This is a genomic window from Nocardioides daphniae (assembly GCF_004777465.1).
Classification (GTDB): Bacteria; Actinomycetota; Actinomycetes; order Propionibacteriales; family Nocardioidaceae; genus Nocardioides; species Nocardioides daphniae.
Window position 1 is genome coordinate 1,229,637 of sequence record NZ_CP038462.1, and the last position, 24,476, is coordinate 1,254,112.

Here is a 24,476-nt window from a genome sequence, read left to right on the forward strand (position 1 = left end):
GCTGGCCCGACCAGCGTCATGAAGACCTCGGAGAGCCGACGCTCCCGAGGTCTTCTGCATTTCGGGGACTGCGCCCGTCGAAGCCCCTCAGCCCCACTAAGGTGTGCATCCACGCGACAGTCGGGCGCTGCCGCGCCACCTCACGTGACCACCCCGCCCAGACCCAGGAGCCGACGCATGGAGCAGGTACCGAGCGGGATCAGTCTCGCCACGGTGCTGCGCTTCGTCGACGTCGCGACGGACGCGCTGAGCGCCGCCCGCGAGGAGATCGACGCGCTCAACGTCTACCCGGTGCCCGACGGCGACACCGGCACCAACATGTTCCTCACCTTCTCGGCCGCCCGCGACGCCGTGCGCGAGGCCGCCCAGGACGGGCACGACGTGGTCGCCGGCCTGGCTGCCTTCCGGCGCGCCGCCCTGCTCAGCGCGCGCGGCAACTCCGGCGTCATCCTGAGCCAGATGCTCGGGGCGCTCGCCGTCCGGATGGAGCGCGCGGCGCCCGACGAGGACCCGGCGTACGTCGTCGCCGAGGCGATGCGGAGGGCCACCGAGGCCAGCTACGAGGCGGTCGCCGTGCCGGTGGAGGGAACCATCCTCACCGTCGCGCGGGCGGCCAGCGACGCCGCCGTCGCGCTGGTCGGTGGCGCCGAGCGCGCGGTCACCCCCAGCGACGTCTTCGCGGCGGCAGCGACAGCTGCCCGGGAAGCCCTGGCACTCACTCCCACGCAGCTCAAGGTCCTGGCCGACGCGGGCGTCGTGGACGCCGGCGGCCGCGGGCTCTGCGTCGTCCTCGACGCCGCCGAGCGGGTGCTCACCGGCCGTCACCAGGTCTCCGAGCCCGGCCACCACAAGACCCCGCGGATCCCGGTCCGGGTGCCCGACGACGAACTGACCGAGGGCGGTCCGGCGTACGAGGTGATGTTCCTGCTCGACGCCGACGAGACGGCCGTGGGCGTCCTGCGCAGCGAGCTCGCCGCCCTCGGCGACTCGCTCGTCGTGGTCGGTGGTGACGACCTGTGGAACGTCCACGTGCACGTCGACGACGTGGGCGCGGCGATCGAGGCCGGCATCCGGGCCGGTCGCCCGCACCGGATCCGGGTCACCCACTTCGCCGAGCAGGTCGCCGAGCACCGTCACCGTGACGCGTCGCGCAGCGGCAGGCGGATCGTCGCCGTCACCTTCGGCGACGGACTGCGTGACCTCTTCGCCGGCGCCGGTGCACTGGTCGTCGAGGCAGGGGTGGGTCGACGTCCGTCGACCGGCGAGATCCTGGCGGCCATCGAGGAGAGCCAGGCGGCCGAGGTGGTCGTCATGCCCAACGACCCCGACTCGCTGCGGGTGGCCGAGATCGCCGCCCGGACCGCCGAGGACGGGGGCCACGTGCGGGTGGCCGTCATCCCCACGCACGCGCAGGTCCAGGGGCTGGCGGCCATCGCCGTGCACGAGCCCGGCCGTTCCTTCGACCAGGACGTGCTGGAGATGACCGCCACCGCCCGCCACGCCCGCCACGGAGCGGTCACGGTGGCCGCCAAGCAGGCCTTCACGACCGCCGGGCCCTGCGAGCCGGGCGACGTGCTCGGCGTCATCGACGGTGACTTCGCGCTCATCGGCTCCGACCTGCTCGAGGTGGCCACCGGCGTCGTCGGCCGTCTGCTCGGTGCCGGTGGTGAGCTGGTCACGCTGGTCGCCGGCCAGGCCGAGGAGGCAGCCGAGCTGGCCGAGCGCTGCGCCGCCTGGGTCGAGGAGACCCACCCGCTGGTCGACGTCGTCGTCTACGAGGGCGGTCAGGAGCGGTACCCGCTCTTGATGTCCGTCGAGTAGTCCCGTGGTCGCCATCACCCCGGACTCGCCGATCGCTGCCGTCTTCGGCCGGTCGGTGAAGAAGCGCCAGACCGTCGAGGAGGGCCTGGGCCTGACCACGGTCGGCGACCTGCTGTGGCACTTCCCGCGCCGCTACGTGCGTACGACCGAGCTCAGCGACGTCGACACCCTCGTCGAGGGTGAGCTGATGACGGTCGTGGGGGAGGTGACCTCCAGCAAGGTCAGCACCTTCACCAACCGTCGCACCATGAAGCCCGGGAGCCGGGTCGAGGTCCGGGTCGCCACCCAGGGGCCTGCGTTCGTGATGACCTGGTTCCTGCCGCACCAGACGATGGCCGAGCGCGAGCGGGCCCGGATGGCGGTCGGCACCCGCGGGATGTTCACGGGCAAGGCCCAGGTCTTCAACGGGCAGTGGCAGCTCGCCCAGCCGCACGCGGTGATCTTCGGCGGGGGAGACGGCACCGGCGACGGCAGTGACGAGCACCTCGCCGCCAGCCTCAAGGGGCTGATGCCGATCTACCCGCTCACCGCCAAGCTCTACTCCTGGGACCTGCAGAAGACCATCCAGTTCGCCCTCGACGTCGTCACCGGGGTCGAGGACGTCTTCCCCGAGCACCTGCTCGACCGCTTCGACCTGCCCGACGTGATGACCGCGCTGCGCTGGATCCACGGGCCCGACGACTACGACGAGGTGAGGGCGGCGCAGAAGCGCTTCCGTTTCACCGAGGCGCTGGTGCTGCAGCTGGTCCTGGCCCGTCGTCGCGCCGCGCTGCGCGCCCAGGGAGCCCAAGGGCGTACGGGAGGGCAGCGCGAGCTGCTGGCCGCCTTCGACGCGCGCCTGCCCTTCGAGCTGACCGCGGGCCAGCGCGAGGTCGGCGAGGTGATCGAGGCCGAGCTCGCCCAGCCGCACCCGATGAACCGGCTGCTCCAGGGCGAGGTGGGCTCCGGCAAGACGCTGGTCGCCCTGCGCGCCATGCTGCGGGTCGTCGACTCCGGGGGGCAGGCCGTGCTGCTGGCGCCCACCGAAGTGCTCGCCCAGCAGCACCACCGCTCGATCACCGCCATGCTCGGCGACCTGGCCGGCGGCGGGATGCTCGGCGGGGCCGACGACGCCACCCGGGTCACGCTGCTCACAGGCTCGATGGGCAAGGCCCAGCGGCAGTCCGCGATGCTCGAGATCGCCACCGGCGACGCCGGCATCGTGGTCGGCACCCACGCCCTGCTGGAGGGCAACGTCTCCTTCTTCGACCTGGGCCTGGTCGTCGTCGACGAGCAGCACCGCTTCGGGGTCGAGCAGCGCGCCGCGCTGACCGACAAGGCCGCGACGCCTCCGCACGTGCTGGTCATGACGGCCACGCCGATCCCGCGCACCGTGGCGATGACGGTCTTCGGCGACCTCGAGACGTCGGTGCTGCGTGAGCTGCCCGCCGGCCGTGCGCCCATCGCCTCCCACGTGGCACCACTGACCGAGCAGCCGCACTGGGAGCAGCGGGTGTGGGAGCGCGTCGCCGAGGAGGTCGCCAAGGGCCACCAGGTGTACGTGGTCTGCCCCCGCATCGCGGGCGACGAGCTGGAGGCCGGCGAGAGCGACGCCCCGCGCGAGGACGACGAGGCGCCCAGACGTCCGCTCCGGGCAGTGGAGGAGGTCACCGCGATGCTCACCGGGGGACCGCTGTCGCACGTGCGCGTCGAGGCGCTGCACGGACGGCTCGCGCCCGAGGTCAAGGAGCAGGTGATGCGACGCTTCGCCGCGGGGGAGGTCGACGTCCTGGTCTCCACCACGGTGATCGAGGTGGGCGTCGACGTCGCCAACGCGACGATGATGGTGATCCTCGACGCCGACCGGTTCGGTGTCTCGCAGCTGCACCAGCTGCGCGGCCGCGTCGGCCGTGGCGGGCTGCCGGGGCTCTGCCTGCTGGTCAGCCACGCCGAGTCGGGCAGCGACGCCCGTGACCGCCTCGAGGCCGTGGCCGCGACCACCGACGGCTTCGAGCTGAGCCGCGTCGACCTCGAGCAGCGTCGGGAGGGCGACGTGCTCGGCAAGAACCAGAGCGGATTCCGTTCGAGCCTGGTGAACCTGCGGGTGCTCCGGGACGAGAAGACCATCGTGGCGGCTCGGGAGGCTGCGGAAGCACTGCTGGACGAGGACCCGGACCTCGCCGGCGCGCCTGCCCTGGGGCGTCTGGTGGCCGAGATCGAGGACAGCGCCCGTTCCGACTACATGGAGAAGGCATGACGCGGATCATCGGGGGGCAGGCCGGCGGACGACGTCTGGCGACGCCTCGTGGCCAGGCCACCCGCCCCACGAGCGACCGCGTCCGCGAGGCGCTCTTCTCGGCCGTGGAGTCCTGGTGCGGCTCCCTGCACGGCCTGCGCTTCCTCGACCTGTACGCGGGCTCCGGCGCGGTGGGCCTGGAGGCCTGGTCGCGCGGCGCCGGCGTGGTCACGTTCGTCGAGCAGGACCGGCGTACGGCAGCCCTCGTGCAGTCCAACGCACGTGACCTGGGCTTCGCCAAGGCCGACATCCGCAGCGCCTCGGTCTCCGCGGTGCTCGCCACCTCGCCGGCCGCCCCCTACGACGTGGTCTTCTCCGACCCGCCCTACCCGCTGGAGCCCGAGCGGGTCGACGCCGATTTGGCCGCGCTGGTGCGGCACGGCTGGCTGGTGCCCGGTGCCCTGGTGGTCGTCGAGCGCGGCGTACGCAGCCCTTCCCCGACGTGGCCCGACGGGCTCGTGGGGCGCCGGGAGAAGAAGTACGGCGAGACGGTGCTTTGGTACGGTCACGCGGACGAGGACGACGACCTCGACGACCCCGACGAAGTCCTCGCGGACGACCCCCAGGAGTGAGCGTGCGCCGTGCAGTCTGTCCCGGTTCCTTCGACCCGGTGCACAACGGCCACCTCGACATCGTGCGACGGGCCTCCGGCCTCTTCGACGAGGTCGTGGTGGCGGTGGGCGTCAACGCCTCCAAGAGCCGCCTCTTCGACGCCGAGGAGCGCATGGAGATGCTCCGCGAGGTCGTGGCGCCCTTCGGCAACGTGCGGGTCGCCTGCTTCACCGGCCTGCTGACCGACTTCTGCCGCGACAACGACGTGCGCGCCATCGTGAAGGGGCTGCGTGCAGCCGGCGACTTCGAGTACGAGCTGCCGATGGCCCAGATGAACGCGCACCTGACCGACGTGGAGACCGTCTTCGTGGCCACGGACCCGACCTACGCGTTCGTCTCCTCGAGCCTGGTCAAGGAGGTCGCCGGGCTCGGCGGCGACGTGGCGGCCTTCCTGCCGCCCGTCGTGCTGGAGCGGCTGACGGCACGGTTGGCCGAGCGGGCCCGTCAGCCGTGACCGCGCAGGTCGCGTGACGGGTCACGTGAGCAGCGTCACGCCTGACGCCGAGGCGCGACCCAGTTTTGCCCCGCCGGACGCCGGGCGGTTAGAGTTCCCTAGTTCTGTTGCGCCGATCATGAAAGTGGGCCAGTGACCAGTCTGGACCGAGAGCGCCGCTCGTGCTCGATACACGCGAGCTCGGCCGCCGCCCGGGAGTCCAGCGTGAGCTGTCCCTCTCCGTGCCGGCGCCGGCAGAACTTGGCATCGAAGTACTCCGTGTCCCCGAGGGGGAGCAGATCCAGCTGGAGCTGCGCCTCGAGGCGGTCATGGAGGGCGTGTTGGTGACAGGCACGGCTCAGGCCGAGCTCGTCGGCGAGTGCGTGCGGTGCCTGCAGCCCATCGAGGACGAGCTCTTCGTGGACCTGCAGGAGCTGTACGTGTACGAAGACATCCGGCACGACAGGTCCGACGAGGACCTGGACGACGAGGTCAGCAAGCTCGAGGACGACCTGCTCGACCTCGAGCCCCTGTTGCGGGACGCGGTGGTGCTTGCGCTGCCGTTCCAGCCGCTGTGCCAGGACGACTGTCCCGGGCTGTGCATCGAGTGCGGTGCACGACTCGCGGACGACCCCGACCACGGTCACGAGGCTGCGATCGACCCGCGCTGGGCAGGGCTGCAGGCCCTGAAGCAGGACGAGGACTGAGCCGGTCGAACCCGACCGGACGAAGAGCAAGTGGCCGTACCGGCCCAGGCATGAGGAGATAACAGTGGCTGTTCCGAAGCGGAAGATGTCGCGCAGCAACACGCGCCACCGTCGCTCGCAGTGGAAGGCTGTCGCCCCGTCGCTGGTGACCTGCGCCAACCCGGCGTGCGGTGCCAAGCACCTCCCGCACCGTGCGTGCGGCGAGTGCGGCCAGTACGGCGCGCGCGCTGAGCGTCGCCAGGTCCTCTGACCGGGTCCCACCTCTGACCACGCAGCTGCGCCAAGCGCTCGGGGATCCTGTACTGACCCCCGAGCTGCTTGAGCGTGCGCTGACCCACCGCTCGTACGCGTACGAGAACGGTGGTCTTCCCACCAATGAGCGCCTGGAGTTCCTCGGGGACTCCGTGCTCGGCGTGGTGGTGACGGAGACTCTCTACACGAACCACCCGGACCTGTCCGAGGGTCGTCTCGCGAAGCTGCGGGCCGCGGTCGTCAATGCTCGCGCGTTGGCCGACGTGGCCCGCTCCATCGGTCTCGGCGAGCACATCAAGCTCGGCCGCGGCGAGGAGACGACCGGTGGGCGTGACAAGGCGTCGATCCTGTCCGACACCGTCGAGGCAGTGATCGGCGCCATCCACCTGTCCGGTGGGTTCGAGGTCTCCCGCGAGGTCGTGCACCGGCTCTTCGACCCGCTCATGGAGGCTGCGGCCGCCATGGGCGCCGGTCTGGACTGGAAGACCTCGCTCCAGGAGCTCGCCGCCAGCCACGGGCTCGGCGTCCCTGAGTACGTGATCCAGGACGAGGGTCCGGACCACATGAAGACCTTCACCGCCCAGGTGCGCGTCGGCGACGGCCTCTACGGCCACGGCACCGGACGGTCGAAGAAGGAGGCGGAGCAGGCAGCCGCCCAGACCGCCTACAGCGAGATCTCCGAGGCCCGCGACGCCGCGGCCCGGGGTGACGACTCCCCGTCTGAGACGAGGCCGCCGTGCCCGAGCTGCCCGAGGTCGAGGTCGTACGCCGCGGACTCGAGACCCACGTCGTCGGTGCCCGCATCCTCGGCGCCGAGGTGCTCCACGCCCGCCCCGTACGCCGCGACCCGCTCGGGCCCGAGGGGTTCGCGCAGGCCGTCGCCGGACGTACGGTCACCGCCGTGCGACGACGCGGCAAGTACTTCTGGCTCGCCCTCGACGACACCGACGCCATCCTCGGCCACCTCGGCATGAGCGGGCAGATGCTGGTGAAGACCCCCGGCGCCCCGCTCGAGCGCCACCTGCGGGTGCGCTTCCCGCTCGACTCCGGCGCCGACCTGCGTTTCGTCGACCAACGGATGTTCGGCGGTCTCTCGTACGCCCCGGGCGGCGCCGTTCTCCCGTCGGAGATCGCCCACATCGGCCGTGACCCGCTGGACGCCGAGTTCGACGCCGAGGCGGTGGCCCGGCGGATGCGGCAGCGCTCCAGCGCGGTCAAGCGCCAGCTGCTCGACCAGACGCTGGTCTCCGGGGTCGGCAACATCTACGCCGACGAGGCGCTCTGGCGCGCCCGGCTGCACGGCGAGCGTCCCGGCGACCGGCTCACCCGGGCTCAGGCGCTCGACGTGATCGAGCAGGCCCGCGCGGTGATGCTGCAGGCGCTCGACCAGGGCGGCACCAGCTTCGACGCCCTCTACGTCAACGTGAACGGCGAGTCGGGCTACTTCGACCGCAGCCTGCACGCGTACGGCCGCGAGGACGAGCCGTGCGACCGGTGCGGTGCGGCGATCCGCCGGGTGGCCTTCATGAACCGCTCGTCCTACTTCTGCCCGACCTGCCAGCCGGTGCCGCGCCGGCGCCGGACCTGAGCGGGCACCGAGGCCCCCAAGTCGGGGAATTGACCCGTCCCGGTCGGGGTGGGACTCTTGAATACGGCCCTCTGTGGCCTGCCCATTCACCACGTGCACGACACGCGAAAGGTTCCCGATGGCCAAGGCTCTCCTCGGACATCTCCACACCGACACCCGTGGTTCTTCCCGGATGGTTTCGGAGAACGCTCGACTGCGTCAGCGCATCGCTGACCTCGAGGCCCTCGTGGTCCGGCTCCAGGACGAGAACACCCGTCTGGCCGACCTCGAGACGACCGCTGCCCTGGAGCGCGAGTCGCTCCAGGAGATGCAGCCCGCCTGACCTCTCTCCGTCCCGCCCTCCGGGCGCTGCGACGTGTCCGGGCGAGCTCGCCCGACGAGCAGCTGCGCCGGTCGGGCGAAACTGACGGCACCCACCGGTAGTCTGAGCGCGCCGCAGCGGGCGACGTGCCCGTGCGGAGTGCGCGACACGGTCGGAGGAGGTCCGGGGTGTACCTGAAGAGCCTGACCCTCAAGGGGTTCAAGTCCTTCGCGTCCTCGACCACGCTCCAGCTCGAGCCCGGCATCACCTGCATCGTCGGGCCCAACGGCTCCGGCAAGTCCAACGTCGTCGACGCGCTCGCCTGGGTGATGGGGGAGCAGGGCGCCAAGTCGCTGCGCGGCGGCAAGATGGAGGACGTCATCTTCGCCGGCACCACCGGCCGCCCACCGCTGGGCCGTGCCGAGGTCCAGCTGACCATCGACAACTCCGACGGTGCGCTGCCGATCGACTACACCGAGGTGACGATCAGCCGGACGATGTTCCGCAACGGCGGCTCGGAGTACGCGATCAACGGCACCTCCTGCCGGCTGCTCGACGTCCAGGACCTGCTCAGCGACTCCGGCATCGGACGCGAGATGCACGTGATCGTCGGGCAGGGCCAGCTCGACTCGATCCTGCACGCGACGCCGGAGGACCGGCGCGGCTTCATCGAGGAGGCCGCGGGCGTCCTGAAGCACCGCAAGCGCAAGGAGAAGGCGCTGCGCAAGCTCGCCTCCACCGAGGGCAACCTGACCCGGCTGGCCGACCTGCTCACCGAGATCCGCCGCCAGCTCAAGCCGCTGGGCCGTCAGGCCGAGGTGGCGCGCAAGGCCCAGGCCGTGCAGGCCGACGTCCGCGACGCCCGCGCCCGCATCGCCGCCGACGACCTGGTCACCGCCCGCACGGTGCTGGAGCAGGACCTGGCCGACGAGTCGCTGCTGGTGCAGCGCCGCGCCGAGGTCGAGGCCGAGCTGGCCCGGGCCCGCGAGGTGGAGGCCGGGCTGGAGGCCTCGTTGCGGGAGGACCTGCCAGCCCTGGCGGCCGCCCAGGAGGCGTGGTTCGCCCTCTCCGGCCTGCGCGAGCGTCTGCGCGGCACCCAGTCGCTGGCCGCCGAGCGCGTGCGCAACGCGCAGGGCTCCTCCGACGAGGTCGTCGACTCCGGGCGCGACCCCGACCGGCTCGAGGCCGACGCGGAGCGGGCCCGCGAGCAGGAGGCCGCGATCGCCACCGAGGTCGAGGGCCTGCGTACGACGCTCGAGGAGGCCGTGGCGCACCGGCGCGAGGCCGAGGACGCCGCGTCGGAGGAGGACCGCAGGATCGCCGCCCTCCAACGCGCCGCCGCCGACCGCCGCGAGGGGCTGGCCCGACTGACCGGACAGGTCAACGCGCTCAAGAGCCGTGCCGCCGCCGCAGACGAGGAGCTCGGGCGTCTCGCCCAGGCGCGGCAGGAGGCCCTGGGCCGTGCCGAGCGTGCGGCCGCCCAGTTCACCGCGCTGGAGACCGAGGTCGCGGGGCTCGACGCCGGCGAGGAAGGACTGGACGCCGAGCACGAGGCCGCGGCCGAGGCCCTGGAGGCCGCCGAGGCACAGGTGCAGCGTCTGCGCGATGCGACCGCGAGGCCGACCGGGAGCGGACCGCGCTGCGTGCCCGGATCGACGCCCTGGCGCTGGGCCTGAACCGCAAGGACGGCGCAGGCGCCCTGCTGGCCGCCTCCGAGCAGCTCGACGGCCTGCTCGGCTCGGTGGCCGCCCTGGTCAGCGTGCACTCCGGCTACGAGGCCGCGGTCGCCAGCGCGCTGGGCCAGGCGGCCGACGCGGTCGCGGTGCGCGACCCCTCCGCCGCGCTGGTTGCGATCGACCACCTCAAGGGCGAGGATCTCGGGCGCGCGCAGCTGGTGGTCGGAGACCCCGACGACCTGCCGCGCGACTGGCCCGCCCTGCCCGGCGGCGCCGTGTGGGCGGTCGACGTGGTCGTCGCCCCTGCCGAGCTGTCCGCCGCCCTCACCCGCGCCCTGGCCAAGGTGGCCGTCGTCGAGGACCTCGAGGCGGCCCGTGCGCTCGTGGAGCGACTTCCCGACGTCGTCGCGGTCACCCGTGACGGCGACCTGCTGGGTCGCCACCACGCCTGGGGTGGATCGTCGTCCCAGCCGAGCCTGCTCGAGGTCCAGGCTGCCCACGACGAGGCGGAGCAGCAGCTGGCCGAGGTGACCGCCCGCACTGAGCGGCTCGCCTTCGAGATCTCCGGGGCGGAGGCGCGCCGCCTCGAGGCCCAGAAGCGTGTCGACGTGGCCCTGGCCCAGCTGCACGAGTCCGACGCCACCCTGGCAGCGGTGGCGGAGGAGCTGGGTCAGTACGGCTCGGCCGTCCGCAGCGCCCGCGGCGAGGCCGAGCGGCTCGAGAAGGCGCTGGCTGCTGCCACCGAGGCCCGTGAGAAGGACCTGGCCGGCTTGGTGGAGCTCGAGGCCCGCCTGGCCCAGGCCACCGACGCCCCCGAGGAGGATCCGGACACCTCGGCCCGCGAGGAGCTGGCGGAGGCCGCCCGGGCCGCCCGGCAGGGGGAGATGGACGCGCGACTCGCGCTGCGTACGGCTGAGGAGCGGGCCCGTGCCATCCACGGCCGCGCCGACTCGCTGGCCCGGCAGGCGCGAGCGGAGCGGGAGAGCCGCGCCAAGGCGCAGGCCCGACGCCAGCGCCTGGTGCGCGAGGGCCGTGCGGCCGAGGCCGTCGGCGCCGCGACCGCGGTGGTGCTGCACGCCCTGGAGTCGTCGGTCAACGAGGCCGCCGAGGAGCGCGCCTCGGTGGAGCGATCGCGCCACGAGCGCGAGGAGCAGCTGCTCACCGTGCGTGCGCGTCTGCGTGACCTCACCCGCGACCACGACGAGCTGGTCAACTCGGTGCACCGCGACGAGCTGGCCCGGGCCCAGCAGCGGATGCGCATCGAGCAGCTCGAGGAGAAGGCCGTCGACGAGCTCGGGCTCGACCCGCAGGTGCTCGTCGACGAGTACGGTCCGCACCTGGCCGTGCCGTTCTTCGGCGAGCTCCCCGAGGGCGACGAGCCGCCGGAGCCGGTCCCGTTCGTCCGTGAGGAGCAGCTCAAGCGGCTCAAGGCCGCCGAGCGTGCCCTGGCCCAGCTGGGCCGGGTCAACCCGCTCGCGCTGGAGGAGTTCTCGGCGATGGAGGAGCGCCACAAGTTCCTCACCGAGCAGCTCGACGACCTCAAGCGCACGCGCAAGGACCTCATGGACATCGTCAAGGAGGTCGACGTCCGGGTGGAGCAGGTCTTCACCGAGGCCTACGCCGACGTCGAGAAGGCGTTCGACGCGACCTTCGCGCGGCTCTTCCCCGGCGGTGAGGGGAGGCTGGTGCTCACCGACCCGTCGAACATGCTCACCACCGGCGTCGAGGTCGAGGCGCGCCCGCCCGGCAAGAAGGTGAAGCGGCTCTCGCTGCTCTCCGGTGGCGAGCGCTCACTGGTCGCCGTCGCCTTCCTGGTGGCGCTCTTCAAGGCCCGGCCCTCGCCGTTCTACATCCTCGACGAGGTGGAGGCGGCGCTCGACGACACCAACCTCGGTCGTCTCCTGCAGATCTACGAGGAGCTGCGCGAGAACTCCCAGCTGCTCGTCATCACCCACCAGAAGCGGACCATGGAGGTCGGCGACGCGCTCTACGGCGTGACGATGCGGGGCGACGGCGTCTCGGCCGTGATCAGCCAGCGGCTGAAGGAGTCCGAGCCGGTCTGAGGTCGGTCAGTGGCCGGTCCGAGGCCGATGCCGGGGCGTGCCCACGCCTGTGTCACCCTTGGGACGGACGTCGGGCCGCGGGGGCCCTGACGTCGCTCGACAGGGAGTTGGAACACGTGCTGGCCGTCCTTCTGATGACGATGCTGAGCCTGGTCGTGGGCGGACTCGTGCTCGCCTACGTGGCCTATCCGCACCGGGGCCAGGACGTCCCGTTCGTCCCCCAGCTGGGCGAGGCCATGCGGCGCGGCGTCGACCGTCTGCCGCTGCTGTCCGAGGACGAGGAACCCCTGCTCCGCAGGCGCTGACCCTCTGGGAGGATGCTCCTCATGGATGCTCTTCCTGGTTGGACCTACGTGCTGATCGCCCTGGCGATCCTGGCGCTCATCACCGTGGCGGTCGCCGTCACCGTCTCGCTCCGCTCCCGCGGTGGCAAGGCCGTTCCTCCGTCGGCCCCGACCGACGCCGGCGCGCCGCCGCCCCGGGCCGACGAGGCCGAGGTCACCGCCCCCACGGAGGTGACCGGCCAGGAGGCTGCCGCCCCGCCGGTGCCGGAGGAGGCCCTCCCGACGCTGGAGCAGCCCGAGGGCACCGCGTCCCGCCTGGTCCGCCTGCGCCAGCGGCTCTCGCGCTCCCAGGGCGCGCTGGGCAAGGGGCTGCTGGCCCTGCTCTCGCGCGACAAGCTCGACGAGGACACCTGGGAGTCGATCGAGGACACCCTGCTCACCGCCGACATCGGTGTCGCCCCGACCACGCAGCTGGTCGACAACCTGCGCACCCGGCTCCGGGTCGAGGGCGGTGAGGCCACCGAGGCCCGCCGCGTCCTCTCCGAGGAGCTGCTCGCCCTGGTCAACCCCGACCTCGACCGCCGCCTCCGGGTCACCGGCGAGGACGGCAAGCCCGGCGTCGTCCTGGTCGTCGGCGTCAACGGCGTCGGCAAGACCACGACCGTCGGCAAGATCGGCCGCATCCTGGTGGCCGAGGACCGCTCGGTCGTCATGGGCGCCGCCGACACCTTCCGCGCCGCCGCCGCCGAGCAGCTCGGCACCTGGGGCGAGCGCGTCGGCGTCGACGTGGTCCGCGGCCCGGAGGGCACCGACCCGGCCAGCGTCGCCTTCGAGGCCGTCAAGGAGGGCATCGACCGCGGCGTCGACACCGTCCTGGTCGACACGGCCGGCCGACTGCAGAACAAGGCCGGCCTCATGGACGAGCTCGGCAAGGTCAAGCGCGTCATCGAGAAGCTCACCCCGGTCACCGAGGTGCTGCTGGTCCTCGACGCCACCACCGGACAGAACGGGATGATCCAGGCCCGCGTCTTCGCCGAGGCCGTCGACGTCACCGGCATCGTGCTCACCAAGCTCGACGGCTCGGCCAAGGGCGGCATCGTGGTCGCCGTCCAGCGCGAGCTGGGCGTGCCGGTCAAGCTCGTGGGCCTGGGCGAGGGTCCCGACGACCTCGCCCCCTTCGAGCCGCAGGCCTTCGTCGACGCCCTGCTGGGCTGAGGGAGCCCCGGTGGCGAGTGGCCAGAGGCGCTCGGCGCGCCGCATGCTCACCCGGGCGCGGGCCAGGGCCCGCTCCCTGCGGGGTGCCGCTGCGCCCGCGCGCGGTGCCGGGGCACGGGGCGACGGACGGGTCGCGCTGCTGCTCGACAGCCCGCTCTTCGACGCGGAGTGGTACGCCCTGCGCACCGGCGCGCAGGGTGACCGCGAGGCGTTGGTCCGCCACTACCTGGCCACCCCACGCGAGAAGCGGGTCTCGCCGCAGCCCCTCTTCGACCCTGCCTGGTTCGCCCGTTGCAGCAAGCTCGACCTGACCGGCAAGGACCCCTTCCTGGTCTACTTGCGGCGCAAGCCGTTCGGGACCCCGACCCACCCGGCCTTCTCGACCGTCCACTACCGGCGCACCGTGGAGGGGGCGAAGGAGCACCCGCACGGGCCGCTCGGCCACTACCTCGAGGTCGGGGCGCCCGACGGCATCCCCGGCAACCGCTGGCTCCCGGTCGACGCCGAGGGCCACGGGGTCGACCTGCGGGCGTGGTTGCTGGAGCGCCACCGTGCCCTGGCCGCCCAGGCCGAGGCGGAGGCGTTGCCGGTGGTGCCGCGCCGGGCGCTGAAGGCCGTGCCGGAGCTGGACGCCGCCCTGGCCGCCGACGTCGCCGACGTCGTGGTCGACGTCGTGCTGACGCCCGCGGGAGCGCCGAGCACGTGCGTACGAGCGTGGAGGGGTTGGTCGCCCAGACCCACCGCGCCTGGCGCCTCCTCGTGCTCGACGACGAGACCGACGCCGACGTGCTGGCCGCCGTCGAGGCCGTCGCCCCCGCCGAGCGGACGACCCGCGTCGACGTCACCGGGCTGCAGGGCAGTGCGGTGCTGTCCGCGCCCTCGAGCAGGGAGCGGGGGCGTACGTCGCCTTCCTCACCGCCGCCGATGAGTGGGCGCCCGACCGCCTGGCCCGGCTGGTCGTGACCGCCGAGCGTGAGTCGGCCGGAGCGGTCGCCGACGTGATGCGCGTGGTCCGTGCCGACGGCACCGGCTACCTCTCGCGTGCCGGCATCGGGGAGGGCGTCCCCACCCAGCGGGCCGGGATCGCCGCCGAGCGCCTGCTGCTGCGCCGCGCCACGCTGGACGAGGTCGGCCTCGATCCCACCCTGCCGTCGGCCTGGGAGTTCGCGCTGCTGGCCCGGGTCGCCCCCCTCACCGGCGTGCCGCTCGTCGCGTCGGTGGGCGTGGTCCGCCACCTCGCCGCCTCGAGCGCCGCCCGCGGCCTGCCGGGCCCCCGGCGCCCGGTCTCCAACCCGCGCGAGGTCGCCGCCTGGGCCGACGTCGTGCTCAACGACCTGCTCGTCGACTGGGAGGCCGAGCGCGAGGTCATCCGCGAGGCCGACGTCGTCTCTGTGGTGATCCCCACCTACGCCGACTGGGAGATGACCAGCACGGCCGTCGACCGGGTGGTCGAGCACGCCGCCGAGACCCACCACCGGCTCCAGGTCGTCGTCGTGGACAACGGCAACGACCCCGACGCCGCGGTGATGCTGGACCTGCTGACCCTCAAGCACGACTGCGTCGAGGTCGACCACCGGGTCGCCAACCTCGGCTACGCCCTGGGCAACAACGTGGCCGTGCCGCGCCTGCGCGGCGAGACGGTCGTCTTCCTCAACAATGACACCGAGGTGCAGTCGCGGTGGCTCGCGCCGCTGGTCGACGCGCTCGCCGATGACACGGTGCTCGGGTCGCAGCCGCTGCTGCTCTACCCAGACGGGTCGATCCAGTGCGCCGGCCTCGCCTTCCCGAGCACCGGGGGACTGGCGCACGGCTTCCTCACCGGATTCCCGGTCGAGGACGCGGCAGGGATCGAGGAGCTGCCCTTCCACGCCGTGACCGGCGCCTGCCTGGTGATGCGCACCCGCGACGTCGTCGCCCTGCGCGGCTTCGACCCCGTCTTCACCAACGGCATGGAGGACGTCGACCTCTGCCTGCGCGCCGCCGAGGTGCGCCCGGGCCGCTTCACCGTGCGCCCCGACTCCGTGGTCGTGCACCACGAGTCGCGGACGCCGGGCCGGCACCGCCACTACGCGGTCAACCGCCGGGTCTTCCTGGAGCGCTGGCGTGGTCGGATGCCCCAGGACGACGCCGAGCTGTGGCGACCCGCGGGTTCGCGGTCCACGGCCACGCGCTCTCCTTCCACCAGCTCAAGGACCGCCACCTGGGGTCGCCGAGCCGGTGCTGGTGCGTGAGCGGCCGACCGTGACCGAGGCGCCGCCGCGCCTGCGCTGGGCGATCAAGAACCCGGCTCCGTTCACCCCCGCCGGTGACAAGTGGGGCGACACCCACTTCGCCAGCTCGCTGGCCGAGGCGCTGCGCTCGGTCGGCCAGGAGGTCGTCGTCGACCGCCGCGACGCCTTCGACCGTCCGACCGGGCGCCACGACGACGTCAACCTGGTCCTGCGCGGGCTCGAGGCCTTCTGGCCCACCCCGGAGAACGTCACCATCGGCTGGGTCATCTCCCACCCCGAGCAGCTCACGGGCGCGGAGGCCGCGACGTACGACCGCGTGCTCGCGGCGTCGGTGCACTGGGCCGAGCAGCAGACCCGCCGCTGGGGCCTGCGCGTCGACCCTTGCTCCAGGCCACCGACCACCGGCTCTTCCACCCCGACCGGGCCATCCCCGACACGGGCCACCCCGTGCTCTTCGTGGGCAGTGCCCGCGGCGTCTACCGCCCGATGGTCCGCGACGCGGTCGAGCAGGGTCTTCCGCTCTCCCTCTACGGCACCGAGTGGGAGCGGCTCGTGCCGAAGCGGGTGCTCAAGGGCAACTACCTCGCCAACGCCGAGCTCGGTGCCGCCTACCGCTCTGCCGGCGTGGTGCTCAACGACCACTGGGACGACATGCGCAGCGACGGCTTCCTGTCGAACCGCCTCTTCGACGCGGTCGCCAGCGGCGCCCGGGTGCTCACCGACGACGTCGCCGGCCTCGGCGACCTCTTCGGACGCTCGGTGCAGGTCGTGCGGACGCCCGAGGACCTCGTACGCCTGAGCTCGCTCGCCGACCCCGACGCGGTCTTCGGCGACGACGAGGAGCGACGGGCGACCGCCGAGCGGATCCGCCGTGAGCACTCGTTCGAGGCGCGCGCCCGCCGCCTGGTGGAGCTGGCCGTCGAGCTGCGGGCCGCGCGCGGCTTCGACCGCTGAGGGTCAGCGCAGGCAGGCGCCGAGCAGGTCCGGGCGCAGCGCCCGCTCCTGCAGGGCTGTGAGCCGCTCCAGCAGGCGGGTGTCGTGCTCGACCCAGCCGCGGCCCGCCCACTCGTCGAGCTCGGCGGGGAGGGCAGCGACGGTCGTACGTCGCGTGCAACCTGCCTCCTGCCACAGCCGGTAGTCGCGCATGCCGTGGTGCCTGGGCTCGGCCGCAGGGTGGGCGAGGCCTCGTAGCCCCGCCCGGCGTTGACCACCTTGCGCTCGAACTGCGACCACGAGCGCCAGGGCAGGTGGAGGACCTCCATGGCCACCGCCTCGTCGGGTTGGCCGTTGCTGACCAGCGAGGTGAAGTGGTTGCCCTGCTGGACGACCACGTCGCTCTCGCCACGGTGGACCGCGTTGGGGGTGGGGTGGGCGTGCAGCTCGCGCTCGACCAGCAGGTCGTCGGGGCGGTGGTCGCGCCACACCAGCCGGTCGAAACCGGCGCCCGACTCGGCGGTGGGGCCGATCATGTTGACCACGTCGACGGTGAAGGCGTTGAGGTGCAGCGGCGTGGCCTCCAACGCTGCACGCACGGTGAGCCCTGGGTCACGCGCGAGCATGAACTCGTCGGCGTCGAGGTTGAGCACCCAGTCGGCCCGGTGCACGGTGCGGGCGCGGCGCGCCATCGCGGTGACCACGTCGCCCTGCTGCTTGCGGTGCACCGGGTCGTGGTGCAGCTCGATGCGTCCTGTGGCCTCGTACGCCGCGAGCACCTCGGTGGTGCCGTCGACGGAGGCGTTGTCGGTGACCACGAGGAGGTCGACGCCCTGGTCGAGGTGGTGCTCCACCATCGCCGCGACCACGTCCACCTCGTCGCGCACCATGAGCGTCCCGATGATCCTCACCGGGCGAGCGTAACGAGTGCTGCCCGGGTCGTGGCCGCAGGGGCGTGAGGGCGCTGGAGCTCGTTCACATGCGCGAAACAGAATCTGCACAGACGTTTCTTGCATGCAACATGCGGAGCGCTGGAGCGAAATCTCGCGGGACGAGTCTTCTTCCATCAGTTCCCGAACCACCACCCGAGATCCTCTGGAGGTCCAATGGACACCGGCTATCACGCCTGGATGCTGGTCTCAGCGTCCTTCGTCCTGATGATGACCACGCCCGCGCTGGCGTTGTTCTACGGCGGCATGAGCCGCAGCAAGTCCGTGCTGAACATGATGATGATGTCGTTCAGCTCGCTCGGCATCGTCGGCATCATCTACGTCCTGTGGGGCTGGTCGATGTCCTACGGTGACCAGGACGTCGCCATGCTCTTCAACAACCCCTTCGAGACCTTCGGCCTCAAGGGCGTCAGCGGTGTCGACTACATCTTCGTCGGCTTCCAGCTCACCTTCGCGGTCATCACCGCTGCGCTGATCAGCGGCGCGGTGGCCGACCGCCTCAAGTTCTCCGCCTGGGTGCTCTTCCTGCCCCTGTGGGTCACCTTCTCCTACTTCCCCCTGGCCCACATGGTCTGGGGCGGCGGCTTCCTCTCGGGTGAGGACGGCGCCCTCGCCGACCTCATCGGCGGTGCGGCCCCGGTCGACTACGCCGGTGGAACGGTCGTCCACATCAACGCCGGTGTCGCGGGTCTCGTCCTGGCCCTGATGCTCGGCAAGCGCCTCGGCTTCGGCAAGGAGCCGATCAAGCCCCACAACCTGCCGCTCACCATGATCGGTGCCGGTCTGCTGTGGCTCGGCTGGTACGGCTTCAACGTCGGCTCGATCGTCTTCGCCGCTGACGGCACCGACGAGTCCAACGCGATCTTCCTCTCCGAGACCAGCCTGGTCTGGCTGAACACCACCGTCGCTGCTGCTGCCGCCGTCGTCGGCTGGATGGTCATCGAGAAGATCCGCCACGGCAAGGCCACCTCGCTCGGCGCCGCCTCCGGTGTCGTCGCCGGTCTGGTCGCCATCACCCCGGCCTGTGGCGCCCTGTCGCCGATCGGTGCGATCATCCTCGGCCTGGTCTCCGGTGCGCTCTGCGCCCTGGCCGTCGGCCTGAAGTACAAGCTCGGCTTCGACGACGCGCTCGACGTCGTGGGCGTCCACCTCGTCGGTGGTCTGGTCGGCACGGTCGGCATCGGCTTCCTCGCCACCACCGGTGGTGTCTTCTACGGTGACGGTGCCAAGCTGCTCCTCACCCAGGTCGTCATCGCCCTCTTCGCCATGGTCTGGTCCGCGGTCTTCACCTTCCTGGTGGCGCTGCTGGTCAAGCTGGTCATCGGCCTCCGGGTCGACGAGGAGGCCGAGATCGAGGGCGTGGACTTCTCCGAGCACGGTGAGACCGGCTACGACTTCGGCACCGCCGTCGGCCGTGGTCGCAGCGTCCTCGGCACCACCACCTCCGACAAGGTCAAGGAAGGAGCGAGCGCATGAAGCTCGTCACCGCAGTCATCAAGCCCCACAAGTGGGAGGACGTCCGAGAGGCCCTCGAGACCTTCGGAGTCGCCGGGATGACGGTCTCCGAGGTCAGCGGCTACGGCCGCCAGAAGGGTCACACCGAGGTCTACCGCGGCGCTGAGTACGACATCGCCCTGGTGCCCAAGATCCGCATCGAGATCGTGGTCGAGGACTCCGACGCCGCCGACATCGTCGACATCGTCGTGAAGACCGCCCAGACGGGGCGGATCGGAGACGGCAAGGTCTGGGTCATGCCGGTCGACTCCGTGGTCCGGGTCCGCACCGGGGACAAGGACGAGGCCGCTCTCTGAGCCTCGTGACCCCGGCCCGTCCTCGCGACGGGCACCGCACCACCCCGCACTGAAGCCACACCTGAGCAGGCCCACCCCGACACACCTCGTCCGGGGTGGGCCTGACTCGTGTCCGCCCCACACCCCAGGAGGCCAGCATGAGCGCCGAGCAACGCGCGGTCCGCACCGAGATCGCCGACGACGTCTGCCGGGCGGCGTACGCCCAGGCGAGCGGCCCCGACACCGGTGTCGCCCTGGTCGCCGTCGGCGGCTACGGTCGCGGCGAGCTGGCGCCCTACTCCGACCTCGACGTGGTCCTGGTGCACGACGACGACGTCCAACTCGGCAGCGTCGCCTCCGACGTCTGGTATCCGCTGTGGGACTCAGGGTTCAAGATCGACCACGCCGTCCGCACCTTCTCCCAGATGATCAGCGCGGCCGACGCCGACGCCCGGGTCGCGCTGGGCCTGCTGGACATCCGGCACCTGGCCGGTGACGCCAACCTGACCCTGCGCCTGCGCACCACCGTGCTGGCGGGGTGGCGTCGTACGGCCCGTGAGCGCCTCGGCGCGGTGCGGTCCCTGGTCGACAAGCGCCACCAGGCCGTCGGCGAGCTGGCCCACGCCTCCGTGCCCGACCTGAAGGAGTCCGCGGGCGGCCTGCGCGACGCCACCGTCCTGCGGGCCCTGGTGGCGTCGTGGCTGGTCGACGTGCCGCACGCCGACCTCGAGCGTGGTCGACGCGGGCTGCTCGACGTGCGCGACCACCTCCACGAGATCACCGGCCGCGCCGGCGACAGGGTTCCGCCGGAGGCCTGGACGCCGCTCGCGGAGGCGCTCGGCCTCGAGGACGCCGAGGCCGCCCAGCGCCACGTCCGCATGCTCGGGCGGCGGGTGGCGCACCTGAGCCGGCTCACCTGGCACCGGGCCGAGGCGGTGAGCAGCGTCCGGCCGCGCCGCGGCGGACGCCGGCCCCAGCTCACCCCGCTGGCGCCGGGCGTCTCCGAGTCGGCGGGGGAGGTCGTCCTCGACGGCAGGGTCGCGCCGGCCGACGACCCGCTCCTGCTGCTGCGCGCCGCCGCCGAGGCCGCCGAGCGCGGTCTGCTCCTCTCGCCGGTCAGCGCCGCCCGACTCGTCGCCGAGTGCCCGCCGCTGCCCACGCCGTGGCCGTTGGGGGCGCGCGAGCTGCTGGTCCGCCTCCTCGCCTCCGGGCGCGGCCTGCTGGGCGTCTGGGAGACCCTGGAGGAGACCGGCGCCATCGACCAGGTGCTGCCGGAGTGGGAGCAGATCCGACTGCTGCCGCACGCCTCGGCGATCCACCGCTTCACCGTCGACCGGCACGTGGTGGAGACCTGCATCGAGGCCTCTCGGCTGATCCGTCGGGTCGCCCGGCCTGACCTGCTGATGGTGGCGGCGCTGCTGCACGACATCGGCAAGGGGCAGACGATCGACCACAGCGTCGCCGGGGAGCAGGTCGTCGGGCCGGTCGCCGCCCGGATGGGCTTCGACGCCGAGGACTGCGCGACCCTGGCCACGCTCGTACGCTGGCACCTCCTGCTCTCGGAGACGGCGACCACGCGTGACCCCGACGACCCGGTGACGCAGGAGGAGGTCGCGGCGAAGGTCGGCTCCCGGCTCACCTTGTCGCTGCTCGCCGCGCTGACCGAGGCCGACGCCCTGGCCGCGTCGGTGAAGGCGTGGTCGACCTGGCGCGCGCAGCTCGTCCAGAGCCTCGCTGCCCGGGTCGACCGGCTGCTGGAGGCACGCACCGTGCCGCAGCCCGAGGTGGGCACTCCCGAGGTCGCGGTGCCCGACGAGCTCGCGGCAGGGCGTACGACGGTGCACTTCGAGGTCGTCCCCGGCGCGTCGGGCGCCACCGTCACGGTCGTCGCGCCCGACCGGGTGGGGCTGCTCGCCGACGTCTCCGCGGTGCTGGCGCTGCAGAAGGCCGGCGTACGACGGGCCCGGGTCTGGTCGCAGGGCGAGTGGGGCGTCTCGGTCTGGGACGTCGCCCACGACTCGCTCGACCCGGCGCTGCTGCGCCGACGCTTCGACCTGGTCGCGAGTGGCGAGGGCGGGGTGGAGCGCCTCCGGATGCCCGCGGACGACACGCTCGAGCCGTCGGTGCAGGTCCGCCCGGAGGCCTCCCGGCGGGCCACCGTCCTGGAGGTCCGGGCCGGTGACCGGCCGGGGCTGCTGCACACCGTGCTCTCCGCGGTGGCCGCCCGCGGGATGACGGTCCGCTCGGCGCACGTCGACACGCTCGGTCCGCAGGCCGTCGACGTCTTCTACCTGTGCGAGCTGGGGGCCGACGCCCTGGGCGACGAGCGCGCGGCGGAGGCGGCGCACGCCGTACGTCGGGCCCTGGCCGGTGGGACGGACCGCGAGATGGAGCGCGCGTGGTGAGCTGCGTGCGCCCGCGATGAGGGCAGGGCAGGGGACTGCCGGATAGTCTTGCCTCCCGTACGTCTGCGCCACCACTACGCCCACGAGGGAAGAGCTCTTGTTCGCCACACTCTCCGACCGCCTTGCCGACACCTTCAAGAACCTGAGGGGCAAGGGACGTCTCTCCGAGGCCGACATCGACGCCACCGCGCGCGAGATCCGCATCGCGCTCCTCGAGGCCGACGTCGCGCTGCCCGTGGTCAAGGAGTTCGTCGGCGCCGTCAAGGAGCGGGCCCGCGGCGAGGAGGTCAGCCAGGCGCTCAACCCGGCGCAGCAGATCGTCAAGATCGTCAACGAGGAGCTCGTCAACATCCTCGGTGGCGAGACCCGCCGGCTGCGCTACGCCAAGACCGGCCCGACCGTCATCATGCTCGCCGGCCTCCAGGGTGCCGGAAAGACGACGCTCGCCGCCAAGCTCGCGCTCTGGCTCAAGGAGCAGGGCAAGACCCCGATCTTGGTCGCGGCCGACCTGCAGCGCCCCAACGCGGTCAACCAGCTCCAGGTCAACGGTGGCCGCGTCGGTGTCCGGTCTTCGCCCGAGCCCGGCAACGGCGTCGGCGACCCGGTGTCGGTGGCCCGCGCCTCCATCGAGGAGGCCAAGCGCAAGCTCCACGACGTGGTCATCATCGACACCCGGTCGCCTGGGTGTCGACACCGAGCTGATGAAGCAGGCCGCGGACATCCGCGACGCCGTCCAGCCCGACGAGGTGCTCTTCGTCGTCGACGCGATGATCGGCCAGGACGCGGTCACCCGCCCAGGCCTTCCTCGACGGGGTGGGCTACGACGCGGTCGTCCTCACCAAGCTCGACGGTGACGCCCGCGGTGGTGCGGCCCTGTCGATCGCCTCGATCACCGGCAAAGCCGGTCATGTTCGCCTCCAACCAAGGCGAGAAGATGACCGACTTCGACCTGTTCCACCCCGACCGGATGGCCTCGCGCATCCTCGACATGGGCGACATGCTCACCCTGATCGAGCAGGCGGAGAAGGCGTTCGACGCGAGCAGACCTCGAAGGCGGCCGAGAAGCTCCTCGGTGGCAAGGGTGACTTCACCCTCGAGGACTTCATGACCAGATGAAGCAGCTGCGCAAAGGGCTCCATGACCAAGATCATGGGCATGCTGCCCGGGATGGGTCAGTACCCGACCAGCTCGAGAACTTCGACGAGCGCGAGATCGACCGCATCCAGGCGATCATCTCGTCGATGACGCCGGCCGAGCGCCAGAACCCGAAGATCATCGACGGCTCGCGCCGTGCCCGCATCGCCAAGGGTTCCGGCACCAAGGTCAACGACGTCAACCAGCTCGTGGACCGTTTCTTCGAGGCCCGCAAGATGATGCAGCAGATGGCGAAGGGCGGCGGCATCCCCGGGATGCCCGGCATGCCCGGCCTTCCCGGCGCCAAGAAGGGCCGTCAGCAGCCGAAGAAGGGCAAGAGCAAGCGGGTCTCCGGCAACCCGGCCAAGGCGGCGCAGCAGAAGAAGGAGCTCTCGGAGAAGGCCAAGGCCGCTCCGGCCAACCCCTTCGGCAACGGCGAGCCGGTCGACTACGAGGCCGCGGCCGCCAACCTGCAGCTGCCGAAGGACTTCTCCAAGTTCCTCAAGTGAGCGCCCCCGCGTGACACGACTGCGGCCCCGGACCTGTCAGGTCCGGGGCCGCAGTGCTGTCAGCGCAGTCGGATCTTCACCACCTGACCACCGTCGGCGCAGATGGAGCAGGTCGTCACGTAGGCCGACCGGCCCCTCAACGCCACGCCGTACGGGGTGGGCAGCCCCTCGGCCACGACCGTGGTGCTGCCGTCACGCTCGACGCGTCGCAGCGAGCCCTCCGGCATCCCGGCGGCCGGGTCGGCGTTGAGCAGGCCCACGTCGACCAGCTGCACGACGTACAGCTTGCCCTTGTGCCAGGTCAGGTCGGTGACGTTGGTCAGGCCGGTCGCGTACGCCGTCGGCGTGCCGCCGCCGGCCGGGACGCGCCAGACCGTGGACTCGCCGGGCGGGAACGGGAAGCCGGTCAGCTCGCTGACGTACCAGGCGCCGTCAGGGCCCTGGACGGCCGAGGTGGGCACGGACTCCATCGGGATGTCCTGGTCCTGGGGCAGGAAGGGCGGAGGGGGCACCAGGCGCGTCGGGAAGGTGGCGACCGTCGACACCCGGTTCCACCCGTTGACCAGGAGGGCGTCGTTGCCACCGGAGTCGGTCACCGCCAGGCCACCCCGGACCAGCGCCAGGCCGGTGGGGTTGGAGTCCTCGCCGCCGCCGTCGGGGTCGTTCGCGGCCTCGTACGCGGCCAGGTCGGCCACGACCCGCGGACGGGTCCCGCCCCACCCGTGACGCCCCCACCGCTTGTGCTTGAGGGTGCCGGTGAGGAGCGTGCCGAGCTTCTTCGCGTCGCGTCCCAGGGACGCGCGGACCTCGGTGTTGCCGCCCAGGCCGACGGTGGCGAACCACCGCTTGCCGACGACGACCACGTCGCCCGGGCCGACCGCCTCGTTGCCGGGCGCGGTCGCGAGCGACGGGAGGCCCGTGACGACGCGCCGCTGGCTGCTGCGCCGGTGGTGGAGCGTGACCTTCGTGATGGCCCCGGAGAGGCCCAGGCAGGACTCGGCCTCGGGGTCCTCGGGGTTCGGGATGCAGGCTCCGTCACCGCCCACACCTGCCTCGGCGACGTACAGGGAGTCCCCGCCCCACGACAGGAGCCGCGGGTTGTCCAGGCCGCTGGCGACCTTGGTCCACGGAGCCGGCCCGGGGGAGGGGGCGTGGGCCGCGGCCGGGACCGCGGTGCTGCTGACGGCGAGCGCGAGGCTCGCGGCGGCGCCGAGCGCCGCGGTGAGAGTGGTTCGTCGGTGCATGGCTGACTGCTCCTCGGTGTCCACGGTGTGCCCACGTTGAGCACACCTTTTCC

The 24,476-nt window shown here is 72.3% G+C and carries 20 protein-coding genes and 3 pseudogenes; 20 read left to right on the forward strand and 3 right to left on the reverse strand.

Going from position 1 to position 24,476, the window contains the following annotated elements; all coding sequences use genetic code 11:
• The first annotated feature begins 177 nt into the window (after positions 1-177).
• From E2C04_RS06065 to E2C04_RS06135, 16 genes and pseudogenes are all read left to right on the forward strand, one after another.
• The gene (locus E2C04_RS06065; RefSeq protein WP_135831939.1) at positions 178-1,821 is read left to right on the forward strand and encodes a DAK2 domain-containing protein; all 1,644 of its coding nucleotides are present in this window, start codon (positions 178-180) and stop codon (positions 1,819-1,821) included.
• Between the two features lie 4 nt (positions 1,822-1,825).
• Positions 1,826-4,057 (forward strand): ATP-dependent DNA helicase RecG, encoded by a 2,232-nt coding sequence (locus E2C04_RS06070; protein ID WP_135831940.1) that lies wholly within the window; start codon positions 1,826-1,828, stop codon positions 4,055-4,057.
• Positions 4,054-4,668 carry a 16S rRNA (guanine(966)-N(2))-methyltransferase RsmD gene (rsmD, locus tag E2C04_RS06075; protein ID WP_135831941.1) on the forward strand — a complete coding sequence of 205 codons (615 nt, stop codon included), beginning with the start codon at positions 4,054-4,056 and terminating at the stop codon, positions 4,666-4,668. The genes E2C04_RS06070 and rsmD overlap by 4 nt, the downstream gene beginning before the upstream one ends.
• 2 nt (positions 4,669-4,670) lie before the next feature.
• Positions 4,671-5,162, forward strand: a complete 492-nt coding sequence (coaD, locus tag E2C04_RS06080; RefSeq protein ID WP_135831942.1) for a pantetheine-phosphate adenylyltransferase — start codon at positions 4,671-4,673, stop codon at positions 5,160-5,162.
• 161 nt (positions 5,163-5,323) lie between these two features.
• On the forward strand, positions 5,324-5,848 hold the full coding sequence (locus E2C04_RS06085; protein ID WP_135831943.1) for a YceD family protein: 525 nt from the start codon (positions 5,324-5,326) through the stop codon (positions 5,846-5,848).
• Between the two features lie 64 nt (positions 5,849-5,912).
• Complete coding sequence (gene rpmF, locus E2C04_RS06090) at positions 5,913-6,098, forward strand: 50S ribosomal protein L32 (protein WP_135831944.1); 186 nt, start codon at positions 5,913-5,915, stop codon at positions 6,096-6,098.
• Positions 6,040-6,714: pseudogene (gene rnc, locus E2C04_RS06095) on the forward strand (ribonuclease III); the annotation flags it as partial. The gene rpmF and the pseudogene rnc, both read left to right, overlap by 59 nt.
• A 122-nt stretch (positions 6,715-6,836) precedes the next feature.
• Positions 6,837-7,688, forward strand: coding sequence for a bifunctional DNA-formamidopyrimidine glycosylase/DNA-(apurinic or apyrimidinic site) lyase (mutM, locus tag E2C04_RS06100; RefSeq protein WP_188421364.1), 852 nt, complete (start codon positions 6,837-6,839; stop codon positions 7,686-7,688).
• A gap of 118 nt (positions 7,689-7,806) precedes the next feature.
• Positions 7,807-8,010, forward strand: coding sequence for a hypothetical protein (locus E2C04_RS06105; protein WP_135831946.1), 204 nt, complete (start codon positions 7,807-7,809; stop codon positions 8,008-8,010).
• 167 nt (positions 8,011-8,177) lie between these two features.
• Positions 8,178-9,665 carry a chromosome segregation SMC family protein gene (locus E2C04_RS21280; protein WP_338088812.1) on the forward strand — a complete coding sequence of 496 codons (1,488 nt, stop codon included), beginning with the start codon at positions 8,178-8,180 and terminating at the stop codon, positions 9,663-9,665.
• A gap of 65 nt (positions 9,666-9,730) precedes the next feature.
• Positions 9,731-11,728 carry an AAA family ATPase gene (locus E2C04_RS21285; protein WP_338088813.1) on the forward strand — a complete coding sequence of 666 codons (1,998 nt, stop codon included), beginning with the start codon at positions 9,731-9,733 and terminating at the stop codon, positions 11,726-11,728.
• Positions 11,729-11,844: 116 nt separating this feature from the next.
• Positions 11,845-12,033: a hypothetical protein gene (locus E2C04_RS06115; RefSeq protein ID WP_135831947.1), complete on the forward strand. Its 189-nt coding sequence runs from the start codon at positions 11,845-11,847 to the stop codon at positions 12,031-12,033.
• Between the two features lie 21 nt (positions 12,034-12,054).
• Positions 12,055-13,227, forward strand: a complete 1,173-nt coding sequence (gene ftsY, locus E2C04_RS06120) for a signal recognition particle-docking protein FtsY (RefSeq protein WP_135831948.1) — start codon at positions 12,055-12,057, stop codon at positions 13,225-13,227.
• A 10-nt stretch (positions 13,228-13,237) separates the two neighbouring features.
• Positions 13,238-14,155: a hypothetical protein gene (locus E2C04_RS06125; RefSeq protein ID WP_135831949.1), complete on the forward strand. Its 918-nt coding sequence runs from the start codon at positions 13,238-13,240 to the stop codon at positions 14,153-14,155.
• A gap of 31 nt (positions 14,156-14,186) precedes the next feature.
• Positions 14,187-15,458 (forward strand): glycosyltransferase family 2 protein, encoded by a 1,272-nt coding sequence (locus E2C04_RS06130; RefSeq protein WP_135831950.1) that lies wholly within the window; start codon positions 14,187-14,189, stop codon positions 15,456-15,458.
• Between the two features lie 381 nt (positions 15,459-15,839).
• Positions 15,840-16,412, forward strand: coding sequence for a glycosyltransferase family protein (locus tag E2C04_RS06135; RefSeq protein ID WP_135831951.1), 573 nt, complete (start codon positions 15,840-15,842; stop codon positions 16,410-16,412).
• Between the two features lie 3 nt (positions 16,413-16,415).
• Here E2C04_RS06135 and E2C04_RS18545 read toward each other — a convergent pair whose 3' ends face one another.
• Both E2C04_RS18545 and E2C04_RS21855 read right to left on the reverse strand, forming a co-directional pair.
• The gene (locus tag E2C04_RS18545; protein ID WP_202978012.1) at positions 16,416-16,604 is read right to left on the reverse strand and encodes a hypothetical protein; all 189 of its coding nucleotides are present in this window, start codon (positions 16,602-16,604) and stop codon (positions 16,416-16,418) included.
• 443 nt (positions 16,605-17,047) lie between these two features.
• Positions 17,048-17,458 (reverse strand): annotated as a pseudogene (locus E2C04_RS21855) (glycosyltransferase family 2 protein); the annotation flags it as partial.
• 63 nt (positions 17,459-17,521) lie between these two features.
• Here E2C04_RS21855 and E2C04_RS06145 point away from each other — a divergent pair.
• The 4 genes and pseudogenes from E2C04_RS06145 (at position 17,522) to ffh (ending at position 23,179) form a co-directional block, all read left to right on the forward strand.
• Positions 17,522-18,817: an ammonium transporter gene (locus E2C04_RS06145; RefSeq protein ID WP_135831952.1), complete on the forward strand. Its 1,296-nt coding sequence runs from the start codon at positions 17,522-17,524 to the stop codon at positions 18,815-18,817.
• Positions 18,814-19,152: a P-II family nitrogen regulator gene (locus E2C04_RS06150; protein WP_135831953.1), complete on the forward strand. Its 339-nt coding sequence runs from the start codon at positions 18,814-18,816 to the stop codon at positions 19,150-19,152. The genes E2C04_RS06145 and E2C04_RS06150 overlap by 4 nt, the downstream gene beginning before the upstream one ends.
• A 95-nt stretch (positions 19,153-19,247) precedes the next feature.
• Positions 19,248-21,536: a [protein-PII] uridylyltransferase gene (locus E2C04_RS06155; RefSeq protein WP_268234027.1), complete on the forward strand. Its 2,289-nt coding sequence runs from the start codon at positions 19,248-19,250 to the stop codon at positions 21,534-21,536.
• 97 nt (positions 21,537-21,633) lie between these two features.
• Positions 21,634-23,179, forward strand: a pseudogene (gene ffh, locus E2C04_RS06160) (signal recognition particle protein).
• A 59-nt stretch (positions 23,180-23,238) separates the two neighbouring features.
• Here ffh and E2C04_RS06165 read toward each other — a convergent pair.
• Entirely contained in the window at positions 23,239-24,423 is a 1,185-nt protein-coding gene (locus E2C04_RS06165; RefSeq protein WP_135831955.1) for a ScyD/ScyE family protein, read from the reverse strand.
• Positions 24,424-24,476: the final 53 nt, after the last annotated feature.

Coding starts and splice junctions, on each gene's coding strand:
- E2C04_RS06065 (WP_135831939.1), top strand. CDS start 178: ATGGAGCAGGTACCGAGCGGGATCAGTCTCGCCACGGTGCTGCGCTTC.
- rsmD (WP_135831941.1), top strand. CDS start 4,054: ATGACGCGGATCATCGGGGGGCAGGCCGGCGGACGACGTCTGGCGACG.
- E2C04_RS06105 (WP_135831946.1), top strand. CDS start 7,807: ATGGCCAAGGCTCTCCTCGGACATCTCCACACCGACACCCGTGGTTCT.
- ftsY (WP_135831948.1), top strand. CDS start 12,055: ATGGATGCTCTTCCTGGTTGGACCTACGTGCTGATCGCCCTGGCGATC.
- E2C04_RS18545 (WP_202978012.1), bottom strand. CDS start 16,604: ATGCGCGACTACCGGCTGTGGCAGGAGGCAGGTTGCACGCGACGTACG.
- E2C04_RS06145 (WP_135831952.1), top strand. CDS start 17,522: ATGCTGGTCTCAGCGTCCTTCGTCCTGATGATGACCACGCCCGCGCTG.
- E2C04_RS06150 (WP_135831953.1), top strand. CDS start 18,814: ATGAAGCTCGTCACCGCAGTCATCAAGCCCCACAAGTGGGAGGACGTC.
- E2C04_RS06165 (WP_135831955.1), bottom strand. CDS start 24,423: ATGCACCGACGAACCACTCTCACCGCGGCGCTCGGCGCCGCCGCGAGC.